At 32.5% G+C, this 26,809-nt stretch carries 24 protein-coding genes; 8 read left to right on the plus strand and 16 right to left on the minus strand.

Features of this window, described 5'->3' with window-relative positions; translation table 11 throughout:
• Positions 1–10 precede the first annotated feature (10 nt).
• The 4 genes from E0W69_RS05635 (at position 11) to E0W69_RS05650 (ending at position 3,618) form a co-directional block, all read left to right on the plus strand.
• Positions 11–568, plus strand: coding sequence for an RNA polymerase sigma factor (locus tag E0W69_RS05635; protein WP_191967977.1), 558 nt, complete (start codon positions 11–13; stop codon positions 566–568).
• Positions 561–1,355: a hypothetical protein gene (locus tag E0W69_RS05640; RefSeq protein ID WP_131329056.1), complete on the plus strand. Its 795-nt coding sequence runs from the start codon at positions 561–563 to the stop codon at positions 1,353–1,355. Before E0W69_RS05635 ends, E0W69_RS05640 begins: the two co-directional genes overlap by 8 nt.
• A gap of 9 nt (positions 1,356–1,364) precedes the next feature.
• Complete coding sequence (locus E0W69_RS05645) at positions 1,365–3,131, plus strand: DUF4097 family beta strand repeat-containing protein (protein WP_131329057.1); 1,767 nt, start codon at positions 1,365–1,367, stop codon at positions 3,129–3,131.
• 154 nt (positions 3,132–3,285) lie between these two features.
• Positions 3,286–3,618, plus strand: coding sequence for a hypothetical protein (locus tag E0W69_RS05650; protein WP_131329058.1), 333 nt, complete (start codon positions 3,286–3,288; stop codon positions 3,616–3,618).
• An 11-nt stretch (positions 3,619–3,629) separates the two neighbouring features.
• On the opposite strand, the gene E0W69_RS05655 is transcribed toward E0W69_RS05650, so the two are convergent.
• Both E0W69_RS05655 and E0W69_RS05660 read right to left on the minus strand, forming a co-directional pair.
• Complete coding sequence (locus E0W69_RS05655) at positions 3,630–4,436, minus strand: sensor histidine kinase (protein ID WP_225321407.1); 807 nt, start codon at positions 4,434–4,436, stop codon at positions 3,630–3,632.
• Positions 4,437–4,753: 317 nt separating this feature from the next.
• Positions 4,754–7,147, minus strand: coding sequence for a BamA/TamA family outer membrane protein (locus tag E0W69_RS05660; RefSeq protein WP_191967978.1), 2,394 nt, complete (start codon positions 7,145–7,147; stop codon positions 4,754–4,756).
• Positions 7,148–7,333: 186 nt separating this feature from the next.
• Between E0W69_RS05660 and E0W69_RS05665 the strand changes: the two genes are divergently transcribed.
• Positions 7,334–8,065 (plus strand): TrmH family RNA methyltransferase, encoded by a 732-nt coding sequence (locus E0W69_RS05665; protein WP_131329061.1) that lies wholly within the window; start codon positions 7,334–7,336, stop codon positions 8,063–8,065.
• Here the strand turns inward: E0W69_RS05665 and E0W69_RS05670 are convergent.
• The 9 genes from E0W69_RS05670 to E0W69_RS05710 all read right to left on the minus strand — a co-directional run bounded on the left by E0W69_RS05670 (position 8,043) and on the right by E0W69_RS05710 (position 19,066).
• On the minus strand, positions 8,043–11,279 hold the full coding sequence (locus tag E0W69_RS05670; RefSeq protein WP_131329062.1) for an exodeoxyribonuclease V subunit gamma: 3,237 nt from the start codon (positions 11,277–11,279) through the stop codon (positions 8,043–8,045). The two genes, E0W69_RS05665 and E0W69_RS05670, sit on opposite strands and share 23 nt — an antisense overlap.
• Positions 11,280–11,364: 85 nt before the next feature.
• The gene (aspS, locus tag E0W69_RS05675) at positions 11,365–13,200 is read right to left on the minus strand and encodes an aspartate--tRNA ligase (RefSeq protein ID WP_131329063.1); all 1,836 of its coding nucleotides are present in this window, start codon (positions 13,198–13,200) and stop codon (positions 11,365–11,367) included.
• A 147-nt stretch (positions 13,201–13,347) separates the two neighbouring features.
• Positions 13,348–14,016: a metal-dependent transcriptional regulator gene (locus E0W69_RS05680; RefSeq protein WP_131329064.1), complete on the minus strand. Its 669-nt coding sequence runs from the start codon at positions 14,014–14,016 to the stop codon at positions 13,348–13,350.
• A 93-nt stretch (positions 14,017–14,109) separates the two neighbouring features.
• Positions 14,110–14,700 (minus strand): hypothetical protein, encoded by a 591-nt coding sequence (locus E0W69_RS05685; protein ID WP_131329065.1) that lies wholly within the window; start codon positions 14,698–14,700, stop codon positions 14,110–14,112.
• A 114-nt stretch (positions 14,701–14,814) separates the two neighbouring features.
• Entirely contained in the window at positions 14,815–15,366 is a 552-nt protein-coding gene (locus E0W69_RS05690; protein ID WP_131329066.1) for a hypothetical protein, read from the minus strand.
• Positions 15,367–15,440: 74 nt separating this feature from the next.
• Entirely contained in the window at positions 15,441–16,799 is a 1,359-nt protein-coding gene (locus E0W69_RS05695) for a hypothetical protein (RefSeq protein WP_131329067.1), read from the minus strand.
• Between the two features lie 48 nt (positions 16,800–16,847).
• Positions 16,848–17,315 (minus strand): SsrA-binding protein SmpB, encoded by a 468-nt coding sequence (gene smpB, locus E0W69_RS05700; protein ID WP_131329068.1) that lies wholly within the window; start codon positions 17,313–17,315, stop codon positions 16,848–16,850.
• A 67-nt stretch (positions 17,316–17,382) separates the two neighbouring features.
• Complete coding sequence (accD, locus tag E0W69_RS05705) at positions 17,383–18,306, minus strand: acetyl-CoA carboxylase, carboxyltransferase subunit beta (RefSeq protein ID WP_131329069.1); 924 nt, start codon at positions 18,304–18,306, stop codon at positions 17,383–17,385.
• A 76-nt stretch (positions 18,307–18,382) separates the two neighbouring features.
• A complete protein-coding gene (locus E0W69_RS05710; protein ID WP_225321408.1) occupies positions 18,383–19,066 on the minus strand; it encodes a carboxypeptidase-like regulatory domain-containing protein in 684 nt (227 codons plus the stop codon).
• Between the two features lie 157 nt (positions 19,067–19,223).
• On the opposite strand from E0W69_RS05710, the gene E0W69_RS05715 reads away from it, so the two are divergent.
• On the plus strand, positions 19,224–20,318 hold the full coding sequence (locus E0W69_RS05715; protein WP_131329070.1) for an Mrp/NBP35 family ATP-binding protein: 1,095 nt from the start codon (positions 19,224–19,226) through the stop codon (positions 20,316–20,318).
• A 72-nt stretch (positions 20,319–20,390) separates the two neighbouring features.
• Positions 20,391–21,716, plus strand: a complete 1,326-nt coding sequence (ahcY, locus tag E0W69_RS05720) for an adenosylhomocysteinase (protein WP_131329071.1) — start codon at positions 20,391–20,393, stop codon at positions 21,714–21,716.
• 76 nt (positions 21,717–21,792) lie between these two features.
• Here ahcY and fbaA read toward each other — a convergent pair whose 3' ends face one another.
• Complete coding sequence (fbaA, locus tag E0W69_RS05725; protein WP_131329072.1) at positions 21,793–22,866, minus strand: class II fructose-bisphosphate aldolase; 1,074 nt, start codon at positions 22,864–22,866, stop codon at positions 21,793–21,795.
• Between the two features lie 141 nt (positions 22,867–23,007).
• On the opposite strand from fbaA, the gene E0W69_RS05730 reads away from it, so the two are divergent.
• Positions 23,008–23,442, plus strand: coding sequence for an FKBP-type peptidyl-prolyl cis-trans isomerase (locus tag E0W69_RS05730; RefSeq protein WP_131329073.1), 435 nt, complete (start codon positions 23,008–23,010; stop codon positions 23,440–23,442).
• Between the two features lie 51 nt (positions 23,443–23,493).
• Here the strand turns inward: E0W69_RS05730 and E0W69_RS05735 are convergent, their stop codons facing one another.
• The 4 genes from E0W69_RS05735 to E0W69_RS05750 form a co-directional block, all read right to left on the minus strand.
• The gene (locus E0W69_RS05735; RefSeq protein ID WP_131329074.1) at positions 23,494–24,324 is read right to left on the minus strand and encodes a universal stress protein; all 831 of its coding nucleotides are present in this window, start codon (positions 24,322–24,324) and stop codon (positions 23,494–23,496) included.
• 157 nt (positions 24,325–24,481) lie between these two features.
• Positions 24,482–24,874 (minus strand): acyl-CoA thioesterase, encoded by a 393-nt coding sequence (locus E0W69_RS05740; RefSeq protein WP_131329075.1) that lies wholly within the window; start codon positions 24,872–24,874, stop codon positions 24,482–24,484.
• Positions 24,875–24,886: 12 nt separating this feature from the next.
• Positions 24,887–26,050, minus strand: coding sequence for an aminofutalosine synthase MqnE (mqnE, locus tag E0W69_RS05745; protein WP_131329076.1), 1,164 nt, complete (start codon positions 26,048–26,050; stop codon positions 24,887–24,889).
• Between the two features lie 56 nt (positions 26,051–26,106).
• Positions 26,107–26,802: a LytR/AlgR family response regulator transcription factor gene (locus E0W69_RS05750; RefSeq protein WP_225321409.1), complete on the minus strand. Its 696-nt coding sequence runs from the start codon at positions 26,800–26,802 to the stop codon at positions 26,107–26,109.
• Between the last annotated feature and the right edge of the window lie 7 nt (positions 26,803–26,809).

Raw genomic sequence — 26,809 nt, forward strand, 5'->3', positions numbered from 1 at the left:
AAACGAATTGGTGGAAATAACAACGGATATACTGACACATTGGGTAAATAAGGCGAAGCAAGGCGACAAAACGTCTTTTGCTCGGCTATACAAGCAATATTCCGTTGCGATGTTCAACATTTGTATACGTATGGTGGGCGAGTATAATACGGCGCAAGATCTATTGCAGGAGATATTTATTAAGGTATTCAAAAATCTTCATTCGTTGCAACAGCCCGAGCGATTTGGAGGTTGGGTCAAGCAGATCGCCGTACGTGAATGTATCAGCCATACAAGAAAAAAAGGTGCGATAAGCAGCTGGTTGTCAATGGATGAGCAAGAAGATACAGAGGATGAAATGGAAGAAACGTGGTGGAATGATCGATCGATCGAGGAAATCCATAAAGCCATCAAAAGCTTACCAGAAGGTTCGCGGCAGATTTTCAACTTATTCGCTTTGGAAGATTATTCGCACAGACAGATTGCTGAATTACTGGGAATTACGGAAAGTACTAGTAAAACACAATATCACAGAGCGAAAAAATTATTAAAAGACAAACTTGTTAAAATATTGGATTTCAATGGATAATTTAAAAAAACATATTCAAGCCAATCGGGACCAAATGGATTTGGATATTCCAGAGGATTTTGTCTGGGAAAATATCCAAAATGCATTGGATTTGGGGGAAAATGATACGGAAAAAAAAGCTGCTCCTATATTTTCTATCAAACGTATTGCGTGGTTAGCAGCCGCTTGTTTACTTACGATAGTTGGTTATTTCTCTTGGAAAATGATGAATAATACAGAGGAAATAACGAATCATCCATCATTAGCAAAAAATGATTTGGATAAAAAAGTAAATACGGACTCTCCTACGCAATCTCAGATGCAAACTTTGGTGATTCAAAAAGATACATCGAAAATCGAACCGAAGGAAGCGCCTATTTTAGTAAAAAATGAGGAAACTCCAGTTAAGAAAGAATTCAAACTGAAGGAAAAACAAGTTTTACCGACCAAAAAATCTTCCAAAGTTTTATATGCAAAAGCGGAAAATATAGAAGTAGGTAATTTCTCTCAATTAATTGATTATCAAAAAGAAATTATCAATACAATTCCAATTTTGGGTGTGAAACCCTCTTATTTTAACGCATTTAAAACGCAATTAAAATCCATGGATCAAGATGAAAAATCTATTCGAATGGATATTGCTCAAAATGGAATAAGTCAAGTCGCGGTTAACCAACTGATCAATATTTACCAACAAAAAATAAATGTATTAAAACAGTTGTCTGATGAAATAAGTCGTACGAATAAAATCTACAGTCAACATGAAGTACATCCGACCAAACCCAGCATTCATTATTTAAATCTCTAATTCATTACCATGATACATTTTTTATATAAATCATTAATATTCATATCCGTAGCACAATTAGCTAATAATGGAATATTTGCACAAACGGCAACTACATCACACAGCAGAACAACCCAAAAGTCAACTGTGAAAACAAATGGTGCGGTGGTAGCCTATTCTTATTCAGATTCTGATAGTTCCTATCAAGAAGAAAACAACAACGGAAAATATGATACCATTGAAAAAAGTTACAGCATTGAACCAGATGCGCCTATTTTTATAGAATCTAAAATGCGTAATTTAAAAATAGAATCTTGGGATGGAAATGACGTGAAAATCGTTGCTAAATACAAATATTTCAATGATGCAGATCGTCATTTGGATTTAGATTCTATTTTCCAAAAGAACAATATTCAAATAAAAAGTAGTAAAAATGCTTTTCAAATATTAGCATCTTCAAATGATAAAAATGTATTTACCGTATCCTCAAGTTATCAAGATGATAGTGATGTGGATACAAGTGATTTAGTTCTTGAAAGTGATAAACTTAGAGTGGAAGGCGACAAGTTAAGAGCCGAAGGTATTAAGTTAAGAGCTCAAGGTGAAAAAATGCGCCAATGGGGATTGAAAGCACAACAAGAAGCCTCCGCTTCTGCTCAAAAAGCACAAACTTGGAAAATTTCTAGATCTAAAACAGAAGAAAAAGCAATCACTGCTAAGATTAAAAAATTGAGTGAAGAATTAGCTATAGCTGCTAAAAAAAATGAATCTGATAAAATTGAAAAGTTAAGTCAAGAAATTGGAAATTTATCTAGCAAATTAGCTGCACAAGCTTTAGCAGGAAGTGTTATTGTATTTGATACCCAAAATGATATGACTTTACAAGCAGATTCTATTACTATAGATATTGCTCCTCCTACACCACCGGCTCCTCCGACTCCTCCTACAGTATCTAGTTTTTCTTACTCAGGCCCATCCAATGCAGTTGGTAAGGGAAGTTGGTTTGGCCCAAGAAATTTTAAAACAAATGAGACAAAAGAATGGACAATTTATATTCCTAAAAATCACAAATTAAGTATTGAAAATAAATATGGTAACATTCAGATTTCCAATGATATAGAAAATGTAAAAATTGAAAATAAATACGGCAATGTATCCACAGAAAACCTTAAAAATTTTCAATTAGATTTGGAATACGGTAACTACTCTGGCGGCAATATTGAAAATGCTGATTTTACAATCAAAAATGGAAAGATAAAAGCGCAAAACATCGGAAATCTAAATTTGAATTCTAAATATTCAACAATTGATTTGGAGGATGTAGAAAATGCGAATATCAACAGTGTGAGTGACAATGTGGATGTCAACGCTTTTCAAAATGTGCAAGCAGATAAAAATTATGGTTCATTCCGTATCGCGTCTTTGGGTAAAACATTGAAATTAAGTGGAAGTAGTGCAGATTTGAAAATACGTAACCTCGCTTCTACGGTTACCAATATCGATATCGATAATAAATATGCAAATATTTCCATACCAATGGATGACGCGGAGAATTATTCGGTTATTGTAAATGGTAGTTTCAATACCTCTAATGACAATTTTACGGATAAAAAGCAAATTGTTTCGGATAAAAATTCCAATGTAAATTTTATTCCATTGAAAAATTCCTTAACGAATCAAAATACGAAAGTTGCTTTTTCCAGTAAGGATAGCGGTTCGTATGAAGTGAAAAAAGGCAATGCCAGTCAACTAAAAGTAAATTTAAATTGTACGAGTTGTACGATTGATTTTAAATAATTTTCTCATGTGTAAAAGCGGGAAATGTTTCTACATTTCCCAATATTGCATTTATTACAATCCCGATTTAATCTTGAAATTACGATGCTAGACAAAAGATTCTAAACCATATTCTTTTAATTTTTCATTATATTTATTTAAAAAATTGTTTACTATGAAAATGATTACACTAGGACTTATTAGCATGATTTGTGTCACTAAATTGAATGCCCAAAATTTCAAATTTCCATTTAAACACGATACAATCCCCTCATTAAAATTTGGAGGCAAAAATTTTATTATTAAATCAATTTCTCCCAAGTTAGTCTTTGTTGAAAGTAAATTCGTTCAAAAACTTCCGAATAATTTAAATAATACCGGAAAGAAAACAGCAAACGGTTTTGATATATACGTAGCTGATATTGATAAAATGAGTGTCTTAATGCCAAATAATCAAAATCCCAATTATATTGGAGGTAAATCAAGCAATGATTTAGAATTCAAATAGATAGGGAAAAATTATTTATTCGTTGTTGGCAATGTAAATCCAAAAGTCGAACCAACGCCTAATTTACTTCTCAAATGGATGGACTCGCCATGTGCTTCCAAAATATGCTTGCAAATCGCTAACCCCAAACCACTACCTCCTACTTTTCGCGTACGTGCTTTGTCGGTTCTATAAAATCTTTCAAATACGCGTGGTACATGATCTTCCGCAATTCCGATACCATCATCACTAATTTCCACAAGAACTCTCTCTTCATCTAATTTGTACACGCTGGCAACTATATGGCCATTTTCTTTGCCATATTTTGCGGCATTAATTACTAAATTTATTAAGACTTGTCTGATCTTTTCCTTATCGGCATATACCGCAATAGGATATTCGCATCCTTTTTTTAGGATAGTTTGTATATTCTTTTTGACGGTTTGAATGGATAAACTATCAAAAGTTTCAAAAATTAATTCTTGAATGACAAATTTAGAAATATTCAAATTTTGGGTACCATTTTCCAGATGTTCAATTTCGTCAATATCTGACAAAATATGCGTCATCCGTTCAATGTTTTTATGTACTTTTTTCAATAATCTTCTTGCTTCTTCTTCATCATCCAATACATCATCTTCCAAAAGCATATCAACATAACCCTGAATAGCAAAAATGGGCGTTTTGATTTCGTGAGATAGATTTTGCATAAAATCTCTACGAAAATTATCGACAACTTTTAAAGATTCAATTTCGGCTTTTCTTTTTTCGGCCCAGCTCATCACATCTTGGCTGACCTCGGTCATGCTTTTTTGAGGTAAAATATATTGGTAATACATTTCCTCTTTTTTACCTGCTTTTGTATTATTAATAATCTTGTATATCAGTTTGATTTTCCGATAGATAAATCTTTCAAATACTTGTTTTATAAGAAAATAACATAATAGAGAAATTACTAAAAAAGCAAGAATTCCAATCTTCCAATTTACAAGAATGAAAACAGGTAATGACGTAAAAATAGCGATAAATATCGCCGTGAAAAGAGATATTTGATTAGGGGAAAAATTTTTAGTTCCTAGCATGACGGCGCAATATTATTCTTAAATAATACAAGATAATCGTTTTTGAAAAAAAATAATTTAAAAATAATAAGGAATTAGAAAGGTAATCCAATTCCTAATTGTAGTGCATAGTTATTGCGATAGACTTGTTGATTGGTGATGGGATTAATGATGGTATATTCTTTATTTCTCCAAGAGAATTTACTGAAATCCATCCACCCTCCATTTTCGTCTCGTGCAGGATCTTTTACTTTAATACCCAAATCTAAACGGATTAAGAAATAATCAAAATCCAAACGTAACCCAGTACCTACACCAATAGCAATATCATGACCTAAGTTATTGATATTGAATACACCTTGCGGGTTACTTGTATTTGTACGCACATCCCAAACGTTACCAGCGTCCACAAACATAGCTCCTTTAACTTTCATACTTCCCACAACAAATATTGGATAGCGATATTCTGCATTTACTTCCATTTGCATATCACCGTAGCGGTCTCTAAATGTACTGGATGTATCACTTAACAAAGAGGAGCCCAAACCAATCTGTCGTAATCCCCATGCTCGCATACTATTGGGTCCTCCTCCAAAAAATTGCTTATAAAAAGGTAATGTACCTCCAAATTTTCCATCTCCATTGTAATTGAATGCAACACCAGCCATGGCACGAAATGCCAATTGTGTTTTATGGAAATTTACTTGTTTGCGGTACTCTGCTTGCAATTTTACATATTGGTAAATATTTCCCTTTAATGGTTTAAAACGGCCTAATAGAGTACCTGACTCTTCGAAACCAACACTTACATAATTGGCATTTTGAGGATGATTTTTATCTGAATATGCAATAGCCATATTTAATTGTTGGCTTACAACAGCACCAGTATTAAAAGCATTCCGGATATATGGACTATTTACTAAAGCTTGGTACAAATAGGTCAATGTATCTAAAGAGTACAATTCAATATTCAATGGCCGATATTGCCAAGTGATATTCTTAGATCTCCATTCATAGCCCCAATTGGCTACTATTGATTTTAATTTAAAGTAATCTCTTCTATCTTGGTAAGAACCAGTAACATTTAAAACACTTTTAATACCATCAGAAGTACGATCTCGAATTCTGAAAGGCGTGATGAATTTAGGGAAGACATAAGATTGTGTTATGGAACTTTGAATAGTTTGCAAAATACTACTGTAGCCATTAGAATTAGCTAAATTTAGCTCTACCCCATTACGCAAAGACGTAGAAGATTGAATGGCTCGATGCCAGGTATTGCGATTTTTATGGGTGACATTTACAGCTAAACCCAAGAAATTGGAACCAAAACTAGAGGTAATATAATCTCCAGTATTTCTACTTACCTCAAAGTCATAAGACATACTTTGTTTAATGTTGGGAACCAAAAAATAAAATAAATCAAGTGTAGAATCTTGTATCGTAATAGCACGGGAATCAACAGATTGCCAAGCGCCTATATTGGAAATATTATTGATAGTTTTAAGATACATACTGTCACTGTATATATCTCCTGGATGGGTAAATAAATGCTCTAAGATAGGTCTAGGTTTGAATTTTTGTTCATTTGAATAAATATTAATCATACGATTGCGCGTACGAAATATTGAATCAAAATCACGTCCATGCTTCATCACCGTATCCGGAATATCCGTTACACTAGTTTCTGGAAAAATGTATACACGGCCAATTTTATATTTTACAAATGCTTCTTTCGAACTTTCATATTTCAATGAATCAATGGACATACGTTTGGTAAAATCCACGGATGCTTTTAAATAATTCTTCCTACTAGAAGCTGATTGAGCCAATAACATTGCTTGTTCGAATGGATCAATCGTCATCTTAAGAAGGGTGATATCGTTTGTATCCACAACCGCAATCAAATCTTGCTTTTGCAATCTGTAATAACCATTATTGCGATATAATTTGATAATTCTGTCCAATTCATTTGAGACAGGAGCGTTGGAAAAATGCGTTTTGCCGACGACGATATTAGGCATTTTTGTCTTTTGCTCAATAACTTTTAGGATCGAACTATCTGGCAGATTATAATGAACGGAATCTATAATCGTTGGTTTGTTAGGATTAATATTGACCTGAATAAAAGTACGATCTTGACCCGGAAAAGACGTCGAATCAAAATAAAAGGTATCCGTTATAATTGGTTGAAAATAGCCTTTCGTTTGTAGATAGCCTTTCATATATTTTTTCGACTTCGTAATATTGGACGTGTCAAACTTTGGGGGATTATTGATACGATACAAAAACATATATCGCCTAAATCGGTTGGCGTTAGCACTATCAGACCAATAGTTTGGAAGATCTAAATTCATCTGTGCGTTTTCATCTCCGCTCAGATGCGAACCATCTAATACAATCTTATTATCAAACACAAACGGCGTATCAACTGGATAATTTTTTACACTCGTATTATTATACACGGAGCAAGCAGAAAATAATAGCAAAATCCATATAAGGTGTATAAGTTGCTTGCAGTATCGAACCATATTATTTGAACTAGAAATTATATTAATGTTGATTATTTTGGAAAATAATTGAGCTCACGCAAATATCATAAAATTAAATCCAATAACCTACTATTAACAAATTTGATACTAAAAACCTAATATTGCACCAATTAATCAAAAAAAATGACCAAGAACGAAATAAAACATATTCAATCACTTGCAGACAAGAAAATAAGAAGTCAGGAGAATGTTTTTATTGTCGAAGGTATTAAGCTATTGGCTGAACTATTAACTTCTAATTTCATCATTCAAAAAGTTTACACTACGGATGATGCATGGATAGAAAATAATCCATTAATACCAAGTGAATTAATTGCAGAATTTGAAATGAAAAAAATCAGCCAATTAAAAACGGCATCTCCCTATTTTGCTATTGTAACAGCTCCCATAAAATTAGATAAACTTCCATTTCAAGAACGTGCTTTGATTTTGGATGGAATTCAAGATCCTGGTAATCTTGGAACTATCATTCGCATAGCTGATTGGTTTGGAATTGCGCATATAATTGCTTCTAATGATACGGCAGATTGTTATAATTCTAAAGTTATTCAAGCTACAATGGGCGGAATTTTTCGAATAAATATTCATTACGTCGATTTATTAGATTATTTGCCTAACGTAAAAATACCTATTTTGGGTGCTTTATTACATGGTGAAAATATAAACAAAATTACCAAAATTACTGATGCTCAATTAATTATCGGAAATGAATCGAAAGGAATACGATCTGCAATCCAGCCATTTATCCAAAAAGCGATAACAATTCCTCAATATGGTAAAGCAGAGTCTTTAAATGCAGCTGTAGCAACCGGTATTTTGGTCGCACAGATTTTTACATATCCTGAGGTTCATTAATTTCTTCAAATGCCTCTTGCATTGGAATGATCAATTGATCGTGATATTCTTTCCAATCTTCGTCGAGTGTGGGGTTATTTTCCAAACCATCTTTATATGCCATTTCCAAATATTGGGAAGCATAGGAATGTGTATCTTTTGAGATCATACGTATCAAATTTTTACCATTATTTTTCTCTACTAATTCAATATACTGTTTACCTTTTAAAATTAATGTGGTAGAATAAGGCAACAATCGCTCCTCTCCTTTTTTAAATAAATGCAAAAGATTTTCTAATCTTTTTTTGGCTTCTTCTTTGGAAATATGTTTTTTTATCGATTTCAAAAATATATTTTTTCCTATTATATTTATACTGATATTCAGTTCATTATATAATGTAATTAAATTTAAAATATAAGCATAAATTAAATTCTTTTCGTCAATTGCTTTATTAGATTTTGAAATAATGATTAATTCATCATTAAAAATATTAATTAAATTACATTTTATATTGTAATTCAATAATTTAAATGAAAATTCATTTTTAATATTTGACTCATTTTTAGTTAAAGTATTAAATTTTAATAGCAAAGGTTGTAATTCTTGCTCAATTGATTGAAACGTTAAAAGCCCTGGATTTTTAAGAGGTAGAACTCCCTTTAATTTTAATTCATTTACGAGTATCTCTTTTTCTTTTCCACTTTGTAAGATGGTATCTTCAATCTGAATTGTTTGTAATTTGTCCAAATGAAAGATTTCTTCTTCTGGTAATACATCAATAGCCTCATTATAGTAAATACCCAAAACTTTGTTGTAATAGGTTTTGGGAGCATCTTGAAAGAAGCGAACTAAATCAATCATTTGAAGTTCTTTGTCCTCCTCAACATTTTGATGATTAATAGGAGCATCATTTATTTTTAATGAGGATGCAAGACCTTCTAAATTCGCTAAACGGTAATTATAAAAATATAACCCATTATCATTTTTACGATTATATTTTTCACTATTTGCATATAATGGATGTTGATATACGATTTGCGCTTTTACTTTGATTTCCTTAGGTGCCCTCTTTTGAAGATAATTGATCAGTTCATCTATCAGAACAGAAGGATTAATATCTTTGTTATCTTTTATTGATTTACCGATGTAGCTTATATATAGATTTGATTGAGCTGACATTAACGTTTCCAAAAATAGATTTTTATCATTTTCTTTTACATCACGATCTCCCAACTCTCGAGGATAGAGCATTTTATTAAAACTCAAATTTTGTTCTTTTCTCGGAAAATGATCACCATCCATACCAAGCATACCAATTATTTTGAAAGGAATACTACGCATAGGTATTAATGAACAAAAAGTAATACCATCTTTTAAGAATAGAGCATTTCGTCTGGTGTGTTGTAGTGTTTCAATAAAATTATAGGCAAATATTTCAAAATTAATTTCTTCCGTATAGATTGTATCTTCTTCGTTTAATTCCTTGTTTTTCTTCTCTAATAACTGATAATCTTCATCCATTTCCTCACCTGGAAAATAAATAAAATTGTGTACAGTTTCTAAAACAAAAGCATTCCAGGTTATTAAATTCCTTGCATATTTCCTGGATTGAATATTTTTAATTAATAAATCAATAAAATAAATAAATGATATAAGATTTTGACTATCATAGCCTTCTATAAGATCAATTGGATAAAAATTTTCATTGAAAACGTCTTGATATAGAGTTTCTCCACTCATACAAATACCGTACATCATACGCTTTAATCCATACAACCAACTCACTAAATAGGTTTCGTCTTCTTTATTACCCTGAATTCCAAATCGAATATTCGCTGCTTTAACAGCAGCGCGTATTTTATCCAAATCAGTAAAGCCAAACATTTTTATTACATATTTAGACTCTATAATTTGTAATACATTTTCTGATGTAAAATTGATGGTATTTAATTCTAATATTTTCTGTAAAGTATTGAAGATTGAATCGCCAGCTACAACTTCTGTATCTGCTATTTTAAATCTAAATTTTATCGGACCATTTTCAAATATTGCTTGAATATAAGGAGCGTAAGCATCTATATCTGTTACAAAAATCGCAATTTCGCGTGCATGTATTGGCTTCCTTGTATTTTGAATAATATGTATTAAATATTGATATAAACCTTCTACCTCCCGCGCAATAGTGTAATGCGCGTGAATTGTTAAGGATTGATCTTGGAAATAATTGGGATCATATTTTGCCGGAAATATTATTTGATTATGGTAAATGTCATTTTGTACAGCGTGCAAAAGTGTATCTGTGTTCGGTTCTATCGCAGTAACATCTTCTATATTAAAGATCATATCATTTTGATACAATAATCGAAGTGTCGTACTTGTGACTTTCCCCCAACTTGTTAGTAAATCATTTCCAATAAGATATATATCCTCTGTATTTAATTTATTATGTTGGAGTTTCCATTTACTAACAGCTTTTTCATTTTTATCTTCTGTCCAGTAATATTCAGGTGCAGGATTGACTAAGAAATAATGAATGCCAATTTTTTCAGACAATTTTTCAAATATTTCAATATGAAATTTGGTTATGATTGATAATCCAAACAAATAAATATCAGGAAGATTGTCCTTTAGGTTTTGGATTGTTTGTTCGTCATTTTCCTCTAATTTTTCCTTGATAAAACGGGTAATTTCTGTTTTGTCAGGAACTTTAGATTGAGTCAATACTTTTGCTCTACGCCACAAATATTCTTGCCAATCCATTATATAATCACCATCAAAAGGCTGATTCCATGCTTCTATTATTTTAGGACGATAGATTTGATATTGATCAAATAAATCAGCCACCTTGGTTGCTAATCCAATTCTTTTGTAATGTTCATCTGTTGGGCTTTTTCCTATATAATTAGCTTGATCGGGATATTGAATTGAAAATTTATTTTCCTTCAATAACTGAAACAATATCCAAATAAGATTATCACGGCTCAAATCTTTTTTAAACTTGCCTCCTAGTAACTTGTAAACCAATAATATAACATTATTAGGTTGTAAAAATTTTAAGTTAGAAGCAATACCATTTTTTTGTGCAATTTGTTCTTTTAACCAAATATGCATTCCTTCTGTTTGGGCTACAATTACATCAGGCGTAAATAGGCTACGCTTACTATTTTTAAGGTGATCCGTAAGGTTTTCGGATAAGGATTGAATTGAATTTGAAATCTGAAAAGTAAGTCCCATAAGGCAATTTAAGAATTGTATGCAAACAAAAAATCACCCATTAAAAATTAATTTTTAATGGGTGATTAAAATCTATAATTACAAACTAAGCTTTAGAAATCTCGTCGATTTTAATAGCTAATTCTTTTAATTGCACTTGATCAATAGAAGCTGGTGCATCTAACATCACATCTCTACCTGAATTATTTTTAGGGAAAGCGATAAAATCTCTAATAGAATCTGCTCCGCCTAAGATAGAACACAAACGGTCCATGCCAAATGCTAATCCACCATGAGGAGGCACACCGTATTCAAATGCTCCCAACAAGAATCCAAATTTTTCGTCTGCTTCTTCTTTGGTTAATCCCAAAGCATGGAACATTTTTTCTTGTAATTCTTTTTGGAAAATACGGATAGATCCACCACCAATTTCGCTACCATTCAAAACCATATCGTACGCATTTGCCTTAATTGCCGCAAATGGATGTTCCAAATAATGTTCTGGATCATCAATCACTGGACTTGTATGAATCATCGTATCGATATATTCTGGTTTGGGTGCAGTAAACGGATGATGTTTGGCATACCATCTATTGTCATCTTCAGAATATTCAAATTGAGGAAAATCCAATACCCACAACAATTTGAAAACTTCTGGATTACGCAATCCCAATCTTTTACCCATTTCCAAACGCAATTCAGAGATAGCTTTTCTTGTTTTTTCTTCCCTGCCGGCAAGAATTAAGATCAAATCTCCTGCTTTCGCATTGGCAGCTTTTGCAATTAATCCTAATTTTTCTTCGTTGAAAAATTTGTCTACAGAACTTTTGAAGGTTCCATCTGCATTGCATTTAACATTGACTAAGCCCATCATACCGATCTGTGGTCTTTTTACCCATTCGGTCAATTCGTCAATTTGTTTTCTGGTATATTCACCAGCACCTGGAACGGCAATTGCGATGATGGTTTCCGCTTCGTTGAATACTTTGAAATCAACACCTTCAAATACTTCTGGATGCCCAGTTTTTGTTGGAAATGCTGCACTTGGAAATTGCAAATTAGCAAGTGGCATTTCAAATCGGATATCCGGTTTGTCATTACCAAATTGCCACATGGCTTCTTCCCAAGTCATTCTTGCAATCTCGTCCGAATATTCTATACCTTTTACATCTTTGAATACACGTTTGAGCAAACCTTCAAACATTTGTAAAATATCTTCTTGCTCTACGAAACTCATTTCGCAGTCAATTTGCGTAAATTCAGGTTGTCTGTCTGCACGTAAATCTTCATCACGGAAACATTTTACAATTTGGAAATATTTATCAAATCCACTGACCATCAACAATTGCTTGAATGTTTGTGGCGATTGTGGTAAAGCGTAAAATTCTCCAGGATTCATACGAGAAGGAACAACGAAATCACGTGCGCCTTCAGGAGTAGAACGGATTAAAAATGGCGTTTCAATATCCATGAAGCCATTTTCATGTAAATAATTTCTTACAGAGCGGTTCACTTCATAACGCAATACGATATTCTTTTGGATAGGATTTCTCCTTAAATCCAAATAGCGATATTTCATCCGAAGATCATCACCACCATCTGTTTCATCTTGAATGGTAAATGGAGGAACCGCTGATTTATTTAATATTTTGAAAGAATCGACTTCAATTTCAATTTCGCCAGTTGGAATATTGGGATTTTTGCTACTTCTTTCAGCAACTTTACCAACTACTTGAATAACAAATTCCCTTCCTAAGGGATTGGCATCCAATTCATTATTTAAATTTTCGCCAAATAACAACTGTGTAATTCCATAGCGATCACGTAGGTCAACAAATGTAATTGCTCCAAACTTTCTGATGGTCTGTACCCAGCCTGACAGGGTTACATGCTTACCTTCATCATTTAATCTTAACTCTCCACAAGTATGAGAACGATACATAAATTATAAATTTTCGGGGCTCAAAGATAATGACTTACCAATAAATTTGATGTCATATATCATATTAATAAAAAAAGAATAGTTGTATCAAATAAAAAGGCTTATTTGTTTGTCCAAATAAGCCTTTTAAGTATAATTAATTAGATATTATTCAAACGGGGTGACAAATAAATTTTTGGCAACTTCATTACTAAACATGGTCATCTTGCCATCATTTAAAGTAACAATCATAGATTTATCAAAATCATTGATTTCTTTTACTTCTATTTTATCATTGATATTCAATTGGATTTTATCCAAATATTGTAAAAATGCTTTGGATTCATTTGCGACTGCATTCAATTGATAAACGCCAACTTTATCTTTTTTGGATAAAGCTACATAGCTTGTCTCTGGTACTTTACCATTGGCATCTGGAATTGGATCTCCGTGTGGATCGAATTTTGGATTACCCAAAAAGTCGGAAAGACGGTCAATTAATTTATCTGATTGGATGTGTTCCAATTGTTCTGCAATATCATGCACTTCATCCCAATTAAAACCCAATCTTTCTTCTAAAAAAGTCTCCCACAATCTGTGCTTTCTTATAATGCTTAATGCAATAAGATTACCATTTTTAGTTAGAGATGCACCATCAATGCGAGTATAATCAATAAGTTTCTTCTCCTGCAATTTTTTCAACATTTCTGTTACCGTGGCAGGATTTATTTCTAATTTGTCAGCGATTGCTAAATTTTGAATCTTACCCGAAGTTTCAATTTCGAGTGAATGAATTACTTTTAAATAATTTTCTTCCGTGTGAGTAAGCTTATTCATATTGCAAATATGAACAATATCTTCGAAATTTATATAATTTCTAAAATATTTTTTTTGGCTACCCTATTTTATAAATTTATTTGTGTTAACAAATTATTTACTTGTGACATTTGCACTTGGTACTTGTTTGAATATTAATTGTGCTGTTAGAGTATCAGTTAAAGTGTATCTTGAAGTGGTGGTATCAGTAATACCTGTTTTTAAACAACGTATAAAAATCGTACTGTCATACCCCCTATAATTAAAACTATATTTTATATTGTTTAATTGAGCAGTATAATTAGAATCTAATTGAATGTAATTACCATTTAGCAGTTTCATTGAAATACTTAAGGTGTCGATGTTTAATGTTTTAATACTTGTCCAACGCACAGTATCTTTTGTTGTTTCATCTATGTAATAACTTTTGTTTCCAGCTGAATCGGTAACAAATGTTGTATCTTGTATACCATATAGAAAAGTTCCGTAAGGCATTACAGGGTTCATATTCGCCATAAATACAGGATAGTAATATCCTACAGAATCTTGAGAATCAATATTTAACGTCCAATCCGTAGGGACAATATTAAATGTGTTAGTAGCCGTATTTCCTACAACCGTGTTATTACTGTCTAACTGTAATACTTCCTTATTACAACTTGACACTACCCAACATAAAATAGCTACAGCTACGACAAAAAGCAATTTAATATTCATATCCATTTTCTATCCCACAAAAATAGTCAATCCTATCTATCTATAACATAAAAAAGGTAAGCCAATTACTGACTTACCTTTTTGTAAGATTAAATAAAAGGACTATTTTTTAAATGTCCCATTAGATTTTACATTATACGCTTTTATGACTGCGTTATAATCATTTGTATTTACATTAGATGTCGAGTTGTAGGATGCTGTAGCTTGTAAAAAGACTAAATTAACATACATATTGCTTGGAGAAACTGTTGTGTTGGAATTAATAGCCTCTGCTGTAATTATGATATCTGTTGTTTTCGCATTCGTATCATAATATGTCTCAAAATAATATAAATAATTTCCATCTACATTTGTACCATTACCCATCAATGGATAATATGTTTGATCGTCCAAACTCGCGTAAACTAATAAGCCATCTTTATTATTAGAAAAATTACCTAACGGTAGTAGATTTGCATAGGAATCAGCATCGATTGAGTATTTATAAACAATTGAGCCATCTGTTGTGCTAACTCTTGTCCAATCTGAGGTCGAAATTTGCCCTTGAACATAAATATTGCTGGATGTTTGATTTACAACGGTATCTTTTTTACATGATGTAAATAATACAGCGCTTGTCAGTAGGCTCAAGGATAGAATGATAATTTTTTTCATTATATAGTATATTAATTAGGGAAATAAGTATGGTGAAAATATTAACATTAATCATGCCATTTATTAGCATTTCATTAGTCTTGTACCTTTAATAAAATGGATGCATTTTTACTAAAATCACTATCAAGATTAACCTCATATCTTGTGCCTTTTGTATCAGTTACGATCATCAAAGCTGAATTTGGTGGAATTTCACCTAGATTGTCTGCAAATAAGGTTAACTCATTTTTCTTGGGGTCTCCTTTCGATAAATGCACAACAAATTTTATTGGAATACGGGTGCTTAATTCTTTATGAGCAGCAATAATTTTTCCATTAAAAAATACGCTTACAACATCTTTATCATATTCTCCATTGTCATATAATTGAACTGTTACCGAGTCATCTTTAACCACAAAATCCTTTGCAATATTATTTTTTCTAGATTTATATAAATCTACTAGTTGTTTTTCTATCGTTGTATTTTGTTGAATAACGATATTAGGTTGTATCGCATTTTGTTTCTTTTCAAAATGTAAAGAATCTCTTTGTGTGTTATTTTTGGCTTTTTTGAAAAATAAAGAATCTCCTTGATGATTAGTTACGCCATTATTTTTTGCAAATCTTAGACTATCGTTTTGATATGGATTGTTGGAAAGATTATTTTTATCGAAATGTAAACTGTCATTTTGATATTGCTCCTGTTTATTTTCTTTAAATGTGAGTTTATCAGAAAGCTTAGACGTATTATTAGAATTATTAAAGTGTAAAGAATCTTTACCAAAATGTGTTTCTTTATCTTTAAATGTCAAAGAATGATCCTCGTCATGTATATTTTCACCATTAGCAATGCGCCTTATTTCATCCTCAGTACCTTCTAGTAAAAGCGGTTTATCTTTAATTCTTTGCTTTAAAGATGGTGCGTTTTTGGGTAGTTTAGTGAATTTTACATTAATTGGAGGAACCAAATAACGATCATTTTTTGTTGGCATTAGAAATCCTGTCAATGCGGTATCATTTTTTAATACATTTAAAAAAAAGTTACCTGACATGGCTACATCAACCCCAATTGATGCTTTTGTGGTTTGATGGAACAATACTATTAAAGGATTGAATTTGAATTGCTGGGCGTCTTTTTTATAAGATCCTTTTAAACGAACCGAAAAATATCCATCTCTAAAGAAATAATTGAAAAAACCAGTGACTAAACCACCTTTTTTTTCTGTAATAATTAATTCACAAAGGTAAGAATTGGTATTTCTATCAGTTACGACATTACCTATGCCGTACCATCTACCTGATACCGTATTGGCTTTTTGAGATACAGGAATATAATCTTCATCAACAAGCTCTGTTGAGTCGTCATCATTGACAACTTGTGCCTGTGATTGAACATTTAATAGTAATATACACAGTGTGAACAGTGTAAATATTTTGAATAAGAAAGCTTTCATGTAAAATAAATAACAGCAGTAATTCGCGTATGTTTCTTCTAATTAAAATTAATTTTTTAAATATCTCTTCAACTCTTTATCATTATCCCTTTGCTTAATTGTTTCACGTTTGTCATACAATTTTTTACCTTTTCCAATTCCAATTTCTACTTTTACGAAACTTCTATCATTGATAAAAATTTTTAAGGGAACGATTGTTATACCTTTCTCTTTTGTTAATGATTCAATTTTTTTTAGTTCTTTTTTATGTAAAAGTAATTTTCGATCATGAACAGCTATATGATTGTTAGTGGTGCCAAAATTATATTCTGCAATATATACACCACGTAACCATAATTCGCCTTTGTCCAATATACAATAACTATCATTAAAGCTTACCTTTCCATCTCTTATTGATTTTACTTCTGTACCTAATAATGCTACCCCAGCAACGTAAGTATTATCAATTGCATAATGAAAAAAAGCTTGCTTATTACTAAAGCTTGTATTCCTATTTTTTTGTTTTGTATTTGCCATATATAAACAAACCGTTCTGCGTGTTAAAAACAAACAGAACGGTTAAATGTATTTTTTAAAATCAAATCTAGCCCCTAAATAATAAAATGGCTTGAGATAATTTATTTTTTAACTCTTTTCTGTCAACTATAAAATCCAAAAAACCATGATCTAACAAAAATTCACTTGTTTGGAATCCTTTTGGTAAGTCTTTCCTAATTGTCTCTTTTATTATTCTAGGTCCCGCAAAACCAATCAACGCTTTTGGCTCAGCAATGTTCAAATCTCCTAACATCGCAAAACTTGCAGTAACACCTCCAAATGTTGGATCTGTTAAAAGAGAAATATAAGGCAATTGAGCATCAGACAATTCAGATAATTTTCCACTTGTTTTTGCCATCTGCATCAAACTAAAAGCACTCTCCATCATCCTAGCTCCTCCACTTTTACTTATGATCATGAAAGCGGACTTATGCTTTATAGCATAATCTATGCCACGTGCTATTTTTTCTCCCATAACGCTTCCTAAAGAACCTCCGATAAAAGAAAAATCCATACAAGCAATAACCAAATCTTGTCCATTTACCTTCCCTGTAGCGACACGCATACTATCTTTAAGATGCGTTTTAGCTTCCATATCTTTAATCCTTTTTCCATATGGCTTTACGTCCGTAAAGCCTAAGATATCTTTACTACTTAAATCTTCAAATAATTCAGTAAACTCTTTATTATCAAAAATAATTTCGAAATAATCTTCACTACCTATTCTATGGTGAAAGCTACACTTAGGACAGACATATAAATTTTCTTTCAACTCAGATGTGGTACTAATATAACTGCATTCTGGACATTTAGTCCAAAGGCCTTCAGGCATTTCTTTTTTCTCGGAACTAGAAGTTAAAATCCCTTTGCGCAATCTTTTAAACCAACCATCTTTATCTCCATTGTTGTCAATAATGGGAGTTGTATCATCTAAGTTTAAAACTTTATTTTTTTCTTCTTTTAGAGCCATATTTTTATCAATGTTCTTTATTGGAAATGGCAAAAATAAGTATTTTGAGTGCTTTTTTCCAATTTATTATCAAAGATTAATAGTTCTTGCTTTTGTAATCACCTCTTTTCCAAGATTTAATGAAGTCAGACCATGCAAAAGGATTGAGCAAATTCATCGGCGGAAGTTGTCCTTTGTAATAATTTTGAGCTGTTTTTTGACGCATTAGTGCGCTATATGCTTCTTTTCCATCCATAGGCAAAACATCCATTAATGCCCTACGTGTGGCTTCGTTATTATTTTGACGTGCTATTTCATACATATCTTCATCGACGGGTGTATTTAAGAAATCTCTTGCAAATTCTTCTGGAGTTGGACGCGCTCGTATAATTGTAGCAGGGAGATAAACAGTGTCTTCTGTCATCAATTGAATGACACTATATTGATTTCCTTTGATATTTTGTGGAATAGTAATCTCAACATCTTTATATCCAATAGAGGAAAATTTAATTTTTTCTCCCTTTAAAACGGCAATAGAAAAAATACCTTTATCATTGGCAATGGTTCCTCTTTTGTCAGATTCTACAATAACACTAGCTGCAGGAACTGGGCGTAAGCTATCTGCAGTCATTATGACTCCAAATAATTCAACGACACGATTTTCCGAACTGTCAGAATTGATCTCTTGTGCTTGAGCCCATTGGAAAAAGACCATACTCAAAAGCAATAGAACAAAATATTTAAGTTTTGTTTTTTGTATAAATTTTATTCCCAATTTCATCTATAAGGTTGACTTTGACAGTTTAAAAGTATATAATTCTTTAATAAAAAATGATTTTGCAAAAGTAAGATTTCAATTTTATATACTTATTAAGCAAAGAAAGCCAATCAAAGATTATTTTTGCAGAGTTCTTTTCTTTTTAACAAAAAAATGTGTGATGACAGAAGCGGAAATATTAAAGGCGTTAAGTAATGTTGATGACCCGGATTTTAAGAAAGATATAGTCACCTTAAATATGGTGCAAGATATGAAGATAGATGGTAATCATGTTTCATTTACCATCGTATTGACGACTCCGGCTTGTCCATTAAAAGATATGTTTGAAACGGCATGTACTAACGCCGTTAAATTACTGGTAAATAAAGATGCAACGGTTTCGATTCAATTTACCAGTAATACAAGTTCAAAACGTGAGGATACCGGCAAATTACTTCCTGGTGTAAAAAATATCATCGCAGTGGTAAGTGGTAAAGGTGGTGTAGGTAAAAGTACTGTTTCTGCAAATTTGGCTATGGCTTTTGCACAAGGTGGTGCGAAAGTCGGTTTGATGGATGCGGATATATATGGACCAAGTGTTCCTATCATGTTCGGTGTACGTGGTGAACGTCCAAAAATGACTAGCATCGATGACAAAGCTTATATCGTTCCTTTAGAAAAATATGGTATTAAATTATTAAGTATTGGTCTACTAGTTGATGAGCGTCAAGCAGTTGTATGGAGAGGTCCAATGGTAAGTAGTGCTATTCGCCAATTTATTACAGATGTTGATTGGGGTGATTTGGACTATTTGATAATCGACATGCCTCCAGGAACTGGCGATGTTCATTTGACTATTATGCAAACCGTTCCTGTTACTGGTGTAGTTATAGTAACAACACCACAAGATGTAGCGTTAGCTGATGCCAAAAAAGGAATTGCTATGTTTGGACAAGCACAGATCAATGTTCCAATTTTAGGTTTAGTCGAAAATATGGCTTATTTCACACCGGAAGAATTGCCAGATAATAAATATTATATTTTTGGTAAAGACGGCGGTAAAAAACTTGCAAGCGAATATGATCTTCAATTGTTAGGACAGATTCCATTGGTACAATCTATACGTGAAGGTGGTGATAAAGGAAAGCCTGTTATGGCCAATGAATCTGATGTAGCACAAAAAGCATTTGCTGAATTTGCAGGTAATACGGCTCGTCAAATAGCTATTAGAAATATTCAAAATAAACCCACAAAAAAGGTAGAAATCGTTGAATAATTCGTTCACGTCTACCCTATTTTTTCACACGGAATTAAAACGTTAATTTCGCAAAAATTTATACTTAATAATATGTCTGTTATTTCGAAAAACATTGATTTCAGTATTCCGTACAAAGTTGCGGATATTAAATTAGCGGATTGGGGTCGTAAGGAAATTCATTTGGCGGAAGCAGAAATGCCAGGTTTGATGGATTTGCGTAAAGAATATGGTGAATCAAAACCTCTTAAAGGTGCTAGAATAGCGGGTTGTTTGCACATGACAATCCAAACCGCAGTATTAATTGAAACTTTGGTTGAGTTAGGTGCTGAAGTAAGATGGAGTTCTTGTAATATATTTTCTACGCAAGATCAAGCGGCAGCTGCTATTGCAGAGACTGGCGTTCCTGTGTTTGCATGGAAAGGTGAAACAATTGAAGAAGCGGATTGGTGTATTGAACAAACATTATTTTTTGGAAGTGAAGACCGTCCTTTAAATATGATTTTGGATGATGGTGGTGATTTGACAAATATGGTTTTTGACAAATACCCAGAATTGGTTGCTAATATCAAAGGATTGAGTGAAGAAACAACTACGGGTGTTCACCGTTTGTACGAAAGAATGGCACATGGTACTTTGCCAATTCCTGCGATCAATATCAATGACTCTGTTACCAAATCTAAATTTGACAACAAATACGGTTGTAAAGAGTCTTTAGTAGATGCAATCAGACGTGCTACTGACGTAATGATGGCTGGTAAAGTTGCAGTTGTTGCGGGTTATGGTGATGTTGGTAAAGGTTCTGCAGCTTCATTGAGAGGTGCAGGTGCACGTGTTATCGTAACTGAAATCGATCCAATTTGTGCTTTACAAGCTGCAATGGACGGATTTGAAGTTAAAAAAATGGAAAATGCGATACAAAGAGCAGATATCGTAGTTACTACAACTGGTTGTCGTGATATCATCACTGAAAAAGAATTCAGATTGATGAAGGACAAAACTATTGTATGTAATATAGGTCACTTTGATATTGAAATTGATATTGCTTGGTTAAATAATAATTATGGCAATACTAAAAATACGATCAAACCACAAGTTGACTTGTATACTATCGAAGGAAAAGAAATCATCGTATTAGCAGAAGGACGTTTGGTTAATCTAGGTTGTGCAACTGGTCATCCATCATTTGTGATGAGCAATTCCTTTACCAACCAAGTATTGGCACAATTAGAATTATGGTTACATTCTGAAAAATATGAAAACCAAGTCTACATGTTACCTAAAATTTTAGATGAAAAAGTTGCAAGACTTCATTTAGCTAAAATCGGAGTAGAATTAGACGAATTGTCTGATGCACAATCTTCTTATTTGAATATTCCAAAAGAAGGACCATTCAAACCAGAATTCTATAGATATTAATTTGAATTTCTGACAATATAAAAGGGCTATAATTAAAAATTATAGCCCTTTTATTTATCTAAAAAAGATTCAAAAGTTAAGCATTTCTATTCAATGCGTTCAAATCTTTGAATGCCTCTTCTAATCTTACGGTGAAAGATTCTTCTGCTTTACGTAACCAAACACGTGGATCGTAGAATTTTTTGTTAGGAGCATCTGCACCTTTTGGATTGCCCAATTGACCTTGCAAATACGCTTCATTTTCCTTATAAAAATTCAAAACACCCTCCCAGAAAGCCCATTGCGTATCTGTATCAATATTCATTTTGATAACGCCATATTGCAATGCTTCGTGGATTTTTGCTTTATCAGAACCGCTACCACCATGGAAAACAAACCAAACAGGTTTGGATCCTTCTGGTAAGCCCAATTCTTTGGCAATATATTTTTGTGTATTATCCAAAATTTCAGGATGCAAAGACACATTACCTGGACTATACACGCCATGCACATTTCCAAATGCTTCTGCTATGGTAAATCTGTCAGATACTTCTTTAAATGCTTTTACCGCAGTCCAGATATCTTCTGGTTGGGAGTATAATTTGTGATTTTCTACACCCGAATTATCGACACCATCTTCTTCTCCACCAGTTACACCGATTTCAATTTCCAAACTCATACCCAAGGCATCAATTCTTTTCAAAAATGGTAAAGAGGTTGATATGATACTGTCTAATGGCTCCTCACTTAAGTCCAACATATGCGAACTAAATAAAGGAATTCCTTTTTCTTTTTTGTACGCCTCTCCAGCTGTTAACATTCCATCTACCCAAGGAATCCATTTTCTTGCAGCGTGATCTGAGTGTAAAATTACAGGTACTCCATAATATTTCGCAACATTATGTACGTGCAATGCAAAACTCACTCCACCAGCAATATTTGCTTGAAGATTGTCATTTGGCATTCCTTTACCAGCAAAAAACTGAGCTCCACCATTACTCACTTGAATAATTACTGGTGAATTAACTTTAGCTGCAGTTTCTAATGCAGCATTAGCAGTGTTCGTACCTATTACGTTTACGGCAGGCAACGCGAAATTATTTTCTTTAGCATCGTTGTAAAGCGCAACTAATTCATCACCATATAGCACTCCGGAACTATACTTCCCCATGATCTAAATTTTTAATTTTTTAATTCGAAATACAAGATAGGTAATAAGTGATTATAAAGAAAATTTAATACGCATTTTAACGAGAAAACAACTGACACTTTCTTGCCAGATTATTTACCTAAATTTGCCAAAATTTTAATTATGAGCGTAGCGGATAAATTATTTAAATTAAAAAAGCAAAAGGCGGAACAAAACGAAGCTGCTGGCAAGAAATTTTTAGCAGAAAATGCCACAAAAGAAGGTGTTGTATCCTTACCAAGTGGTTTGCAATATTTGATTTTGGAAGAAGGAAATGGTCCAAAACCTGGTCCTACCGATGCCGTAACTTGTCATTATCATGGCACATTGATTGACGGAACTGTTTTTGATAGCTCAGTGAAAAGAGGTCAACCTGCGACCTTTCCTTTAAATCGTGTAATTAGCGGATGGACAGAAGCGCTTCAATTAATGCCTACTGGTAGCAAATGGCGTTTATTTTTACCTCATGATTTGGCTTATGGCAATCAACAAGTAAGTGCGCAGATCGGACCTAATAGCACTTTGATATTTGATGTGGAATTGATTTCTATCGGTTAAATTTTTATTTAAAGACTTTGGGGAAAATTGTATTTCTATCCAAAGTCTTTTCTATTTTTTGCCTTCTAATACGTATATGGGAATGCTCGTATGAAATGTGACTACTTTGATTACACTTTTATGGAAAATGGAATCCAATAAACTATAATGTTTTTCCATTAATACCAATGCCTGTGCTGGATATTGCTTTAAATCATTAATTATAGAAGGACTAATACTATTTTCATTTTTTTCTATTGATATGTAGTCAAATGCTATATTATTATTGCTACTCAAACTAGTTTTTATAATATTTAATTTATCGTCATCTTCTAACTTGCCTACATAAATAATTCTACATTCTTTAATCAACAATTTTTCTAATAAAGTTTTTAATTGAGGGATTTCTTCAGTTGAAAATGAAGCAAAATCCAACGCGACTGTAATGCTACCAGTAGGGATATTCGTTGTTGATTTTTCAGGTATCATGCAGATGTTAGATTTTGCTTTTTTCATAATGGCGTAACTATGACTTCCGATGAGTTTATGTTCAATTGAATTTTTACCAGTGATACCCACGACTATAAAACTGAAATTATGTATCGTCTCTAATTGAGTAATCGTTTTTTCCAGTTTATCATTTTCTAATAAAATTTCTACTTCAATTGAAAGCTGTGATTCTAGTTTGGATTTTCGCAATTCTAGTTCATGTAGATATTCTGAAACTAAAGTTTGCTCGGATGTTTGGATCATTGGTTGTGCAAGAACGGCATAGGAAAATTCATAACAATGCAATAAAATAATCTTTTTACAAGATATTTTTTGAGCTAATTCTATTGTATAATTCAAAGCGTTGTCTGCACAAATAGAAAAGTCTGTTGGCAATAAAATAGTTTGGTTCATGTTTCTCAAATTTTACTTAAAATTATTGAGAAAAATGTACAACCAATATTAAGTTTTATAGATGTTTGACCAAGCTCATTATTTGTCAAAAAATAGAAAAAGTTTACTCATAAATAACTAGAATAAAAAAGGGAAAAGCTATAAACTTTTCCCTTTTTTATTCTTCTTTTAATCTTTCGTCTGTGTAGGTAATAGTGGTCTTACCATGCGGAGCTGGATTTCCATTTTCATCCAAAAGAACAAATACAATTTTATCAATTGTCAAGATCACCAATTTCGTTATTTTATTTCTGACTTCACAAGTTAATGTAATAGACGTGCGTCCAAAATGAGTGGCTTTGATACCCAATTCAATAATATCTCCTTCCCTACCAGGGTTTTCGAAATTAATTTCGGACATGTATTTAGTTACTACGCGCTGGCTACCTAATTGAATAATTGCATAAATAGCCGCTTCTTCATCAATCCATTGCAACAAACTACCTCCAAATAAAGATTTATTGGGATTTAAGTCACCTGGTTTGATCCATTTTCTAGTATAAAAATTCATGATAATATAGAATTAAACGTTTTCTGCAATTGGTTCTTCACTATAATTTTTCACCACATTATAATTGGTATCTCTTTCAATCGCTTCTCTACCCGCTTGATGGATTAGCATAACCAATTGTTCTGTATTCATAGACGGTGTTTGCTCTTCACTTCCCGCCATAGTATAAATTTTGGTTGTGTCATCAATCGTACCATCCAAATCATTTACCCCAAAATTCAATGTCAATTGCGCATTTTCACGACCTAGCATTGGCCAATAAGCTTTGACGTTAGGGAAATTGTCCAAATAAATTCTTGAGATCGCATACAATCTCAAGTCTTCCACAGTTGTACTTTCTTTCACATCACTCATATCATTGTTTTTATTTCTAAATTTCAATGGTATAAATGTGAAAAAACCATTTGTTTCATCTTGCAATTGGCGTAATCTTTCCATGTGATCAATACGATCTGCGAAAGATTCAATATGCCCGTACAACATAGTCGCATTGGAGTGCATTCCCAATTTGTGTGCGGTTCTATGAATATTTAACCAACCTTCAGAACCTACTTTATCATGACAGATTTTGTTTCTTACATCTTCTGCAAATATCTCAGCTCCGCCACCAGGCAAACTTTGCAAACCCGCTTCTTTCAATAATTGCAAACCTTCCTCTACAGAAACTTTTGCTTTTCTGAACATATAATCTAACTCAACTGCTGTATAGCCTTTGATATGTAAATCTGGTCGGTGTGCTTTGATTTTTTTCATTAAATCAATGAAAAATGCCAAATTCAATTTTGGATGTACACCACCTACGATGTGGACTTCAGTTACGGGTTCATTGTCATATTTTTTGACAATATCCATCATCTCATCTTCGGATAATTCCCAACCTTCTTCCCTATTTTTATATAGGCGAGAATAGGAACAAAATGCGCAAGTAAATACGCATACATTTGTCGGTTCTATATGGAAATTTCTATTGAAATAGGTTTTGTTGCCATGACGAGCTTCACGAATGAAATTAGCTAACGCACCAACAAATCCTAGGGATGCTTTTTCGAATAAATAAACGCCTTCTTCTGGTGTAATTCTGATTTTATCTAAAACTTTCTGACCAATTTTTTGGAGTTTTTCGTCTTTCTGATGTTGAAGTAATGCTTCTATTCCTTTTATCTTATCTTCTTGCATAATTGTCCGATCTGTTTCCGCAAATTTAAAACAAAAAAAGCTTTGACTTTCTATATTTATTTTAAACGACTTTCCAATACTTCTTGCACTTGTTTTTGATAGGTATTGCTGATGGTAATTTCCTGATCACTGATTTGAATAGAATTCTTATTCCAACTCTTGATTTTATCAATTGAAACGATATAAGAGCGATGCACACGAAGAAATAATGACTCTGGTAATTTTTCCATAATTGCTTTCATACTCATGTGTATCAGTATGGGATGTGTATCTTTTTGGTAAATTTTAATATAGTCATCTAATGCTTCAATCAATACGATATCATTGAAATAAATTTTGTTCCATTGGTAGTCATATTTAACAAAAAGAAAATCATTTTCTTTCGTTTTATTGAGTCTGAATTCTTGTAATTCTTTGGCTTTATTTACGGCTTTTTCAAATCTTTCAAAATGAAATGGTTTAACCAAATAATCTACCGCATCTAGATTAAAACCTTCTGCTGCATAGTTGCTAAATGCCGTAGTAAAAATGACTAGCGGTTTTTCTTTCAAACTAGAAAATAGTTGAATACCTGTAATATCTGGCATTTGAATATCTAAAAACAATAAATCCACCGGATGATTTTCCAAATATTCTTTGCCTTGTAATCCATCTGTAAATAGATTTTCCAACTGTAAAAAATCGATTTTCTCAATATAACTTTTCAAAAGCTGCAGCGCCAAAGGCTCGTCATCTATCGCAATACAATTCATATTCATT

The organism is Rhizosphaericola mali (assembly GCF_004337365.2).
Taxonomy (GTDB): Bacteria; Bacteroidota; Bacteroidia; order Chitinophagales; family Chitinophagaceae; genus Rhizosphaericola; species Rhizosphaericola mali.

Bases quoted from the DNA above. Each gene is read 5' to 3' on its own strand.
- E0W69_RS05640 (WP_131329056.1), top strand. From the start codon at position 561: ATGGATAATTTAAAAAAACATATTCAAGCCAATCGGGACCAAATGGAT.
- E0W69_RS05645 (WP_131329057.1), top strand. From the start codon at position 1,365: ATGATACATTTTTTATATAAATCATTAATATTCATATCCGTAGCACAA.
- E0W69_RS05650 (WP_131329058.1), top strand. From the start codon at position 3,286: ATGAAAATGATTACACTAGGACTTATTAGCATGATTTGTGTCACTAAA.
- E0W69_RS05655 (WP_225321407.1), bottom strand. From the start codon at position 4,436: ATGTATTACCAATATATTTTACCTCAAAAAAGCATGACCGAGGTCAGC.
- E0W69_RS05665 (WP_131329061.1), top strand. From the start codon at position 7,334: ATGACCAAGAACGAAATAAAACATATTCAATCACTTGCAGACAAGAAA.
- E0W69_RS05670 (WP_131329062.1), bottom strand. From the start codon at position 11,279: ATGGGACTTACTTTTCAGATTTCAAATTCAATTCAATCCTTATCCGAA.
- aspS (WP_131329063.1), bottom strand. From the start codon at position 13,200: ATGTATCGTTCTCATACTTGTGGAGAGTTAAGATTAAATGATGAAGGT.
- E0W69_RS05680 (WP_131329064.1), bottom strand. From the start codon at position 14,016: ATGAATAAGCTTACTCACACGGAAGAAAATTATTTAAAAGTAATTCAT.
- E0W69_RS05690 (WP_131329066.1), bottom strand. From the start codon at position 15,366: ATGAAAAAAATTATCATTCTATCCTTGAGCCTACTGACAAGCGCTGTA.
- E0W69_RS05695 (WP_131329067.1), bottom strand. From the start codon at position 16,799: ATGAAAGCTTTCTTATTCAAAATATTTACACTGTTCACACTGTGTATA.
- smpB (WP_131329068.1), bottom strand. From the start codon at position 17,315: ATGGCAAATACAAAACAAAAAAATAGGAATACAAGCTTTAGTAATAAG.
- accD (WP_131329069.1), bottom strand. From the start codon at position 18,306: ATGGCTCTAAAAGAAGAAAAAAATAAAGTTTTAAACTTAGATGATACA.
- E0W69_RS05710 (WP_225321408.1), bottom strand. From the start codon at position 19,066: ATGAAATTGGGAATAAAATTTATACAAAAAACAAAACTTAAATATTTT.
- E0W69_RS05715 (WP_131329070.1), top strand. From the start codon at position 19,224: ATGACAGAAGCGGAAATATTAAAGGCGTTAAGTAATGTTGATGACCCG.
- ahcY (WP_131329071.1), top strand. From the start codon at position 20,391: ATGTCTGTTATTTCGAAAAACATTGATTTCAGTATTCCGTACAAAGTT.
- fbaA (WP_131329072.1), bottom strand. From the start codon at position 22,866: ATGGGGAAGTATAGTTCCGGAGTGCTATATGGTGATGAATTAGTTGCG.
- E0W69_RS05730 (WP_131329073.1), top strand. From the start codon at position 23,008: ATGAGCGTAGCGGATAAATTATTTAAATTAAAAAAGCAAAAGGCGGAA.
- E0W69_RS05735 (WP_131329074.1), bottom strand. From the start codon at position 24,324: ATGAACCAAACTATTTTATTGCCAACAGACTTTTCTATTTGTGCAGAC.
- E0W69_RS05740 (WP_131329075.1), bottom strand. From the start codon at position 24,874: ATGAATTTTTATACTAGAAAATGGATCAAACCAGGTGACTTAAATCCC.
- mqnE (WP_131329076.1), bottom strand. From the start codon at position 26,050: ATGCAAGAAGATAAGATAAAAGGAATAGAAGCATTACTTCAACATCAG.
- E0W69_RS05750 (WP_225321409.1), bottom strand. From the start codon at position 26,802: ATGAATTGTATTGCGATAGATGACGAGCCTTTGGCGCTGCAGCTTTTG.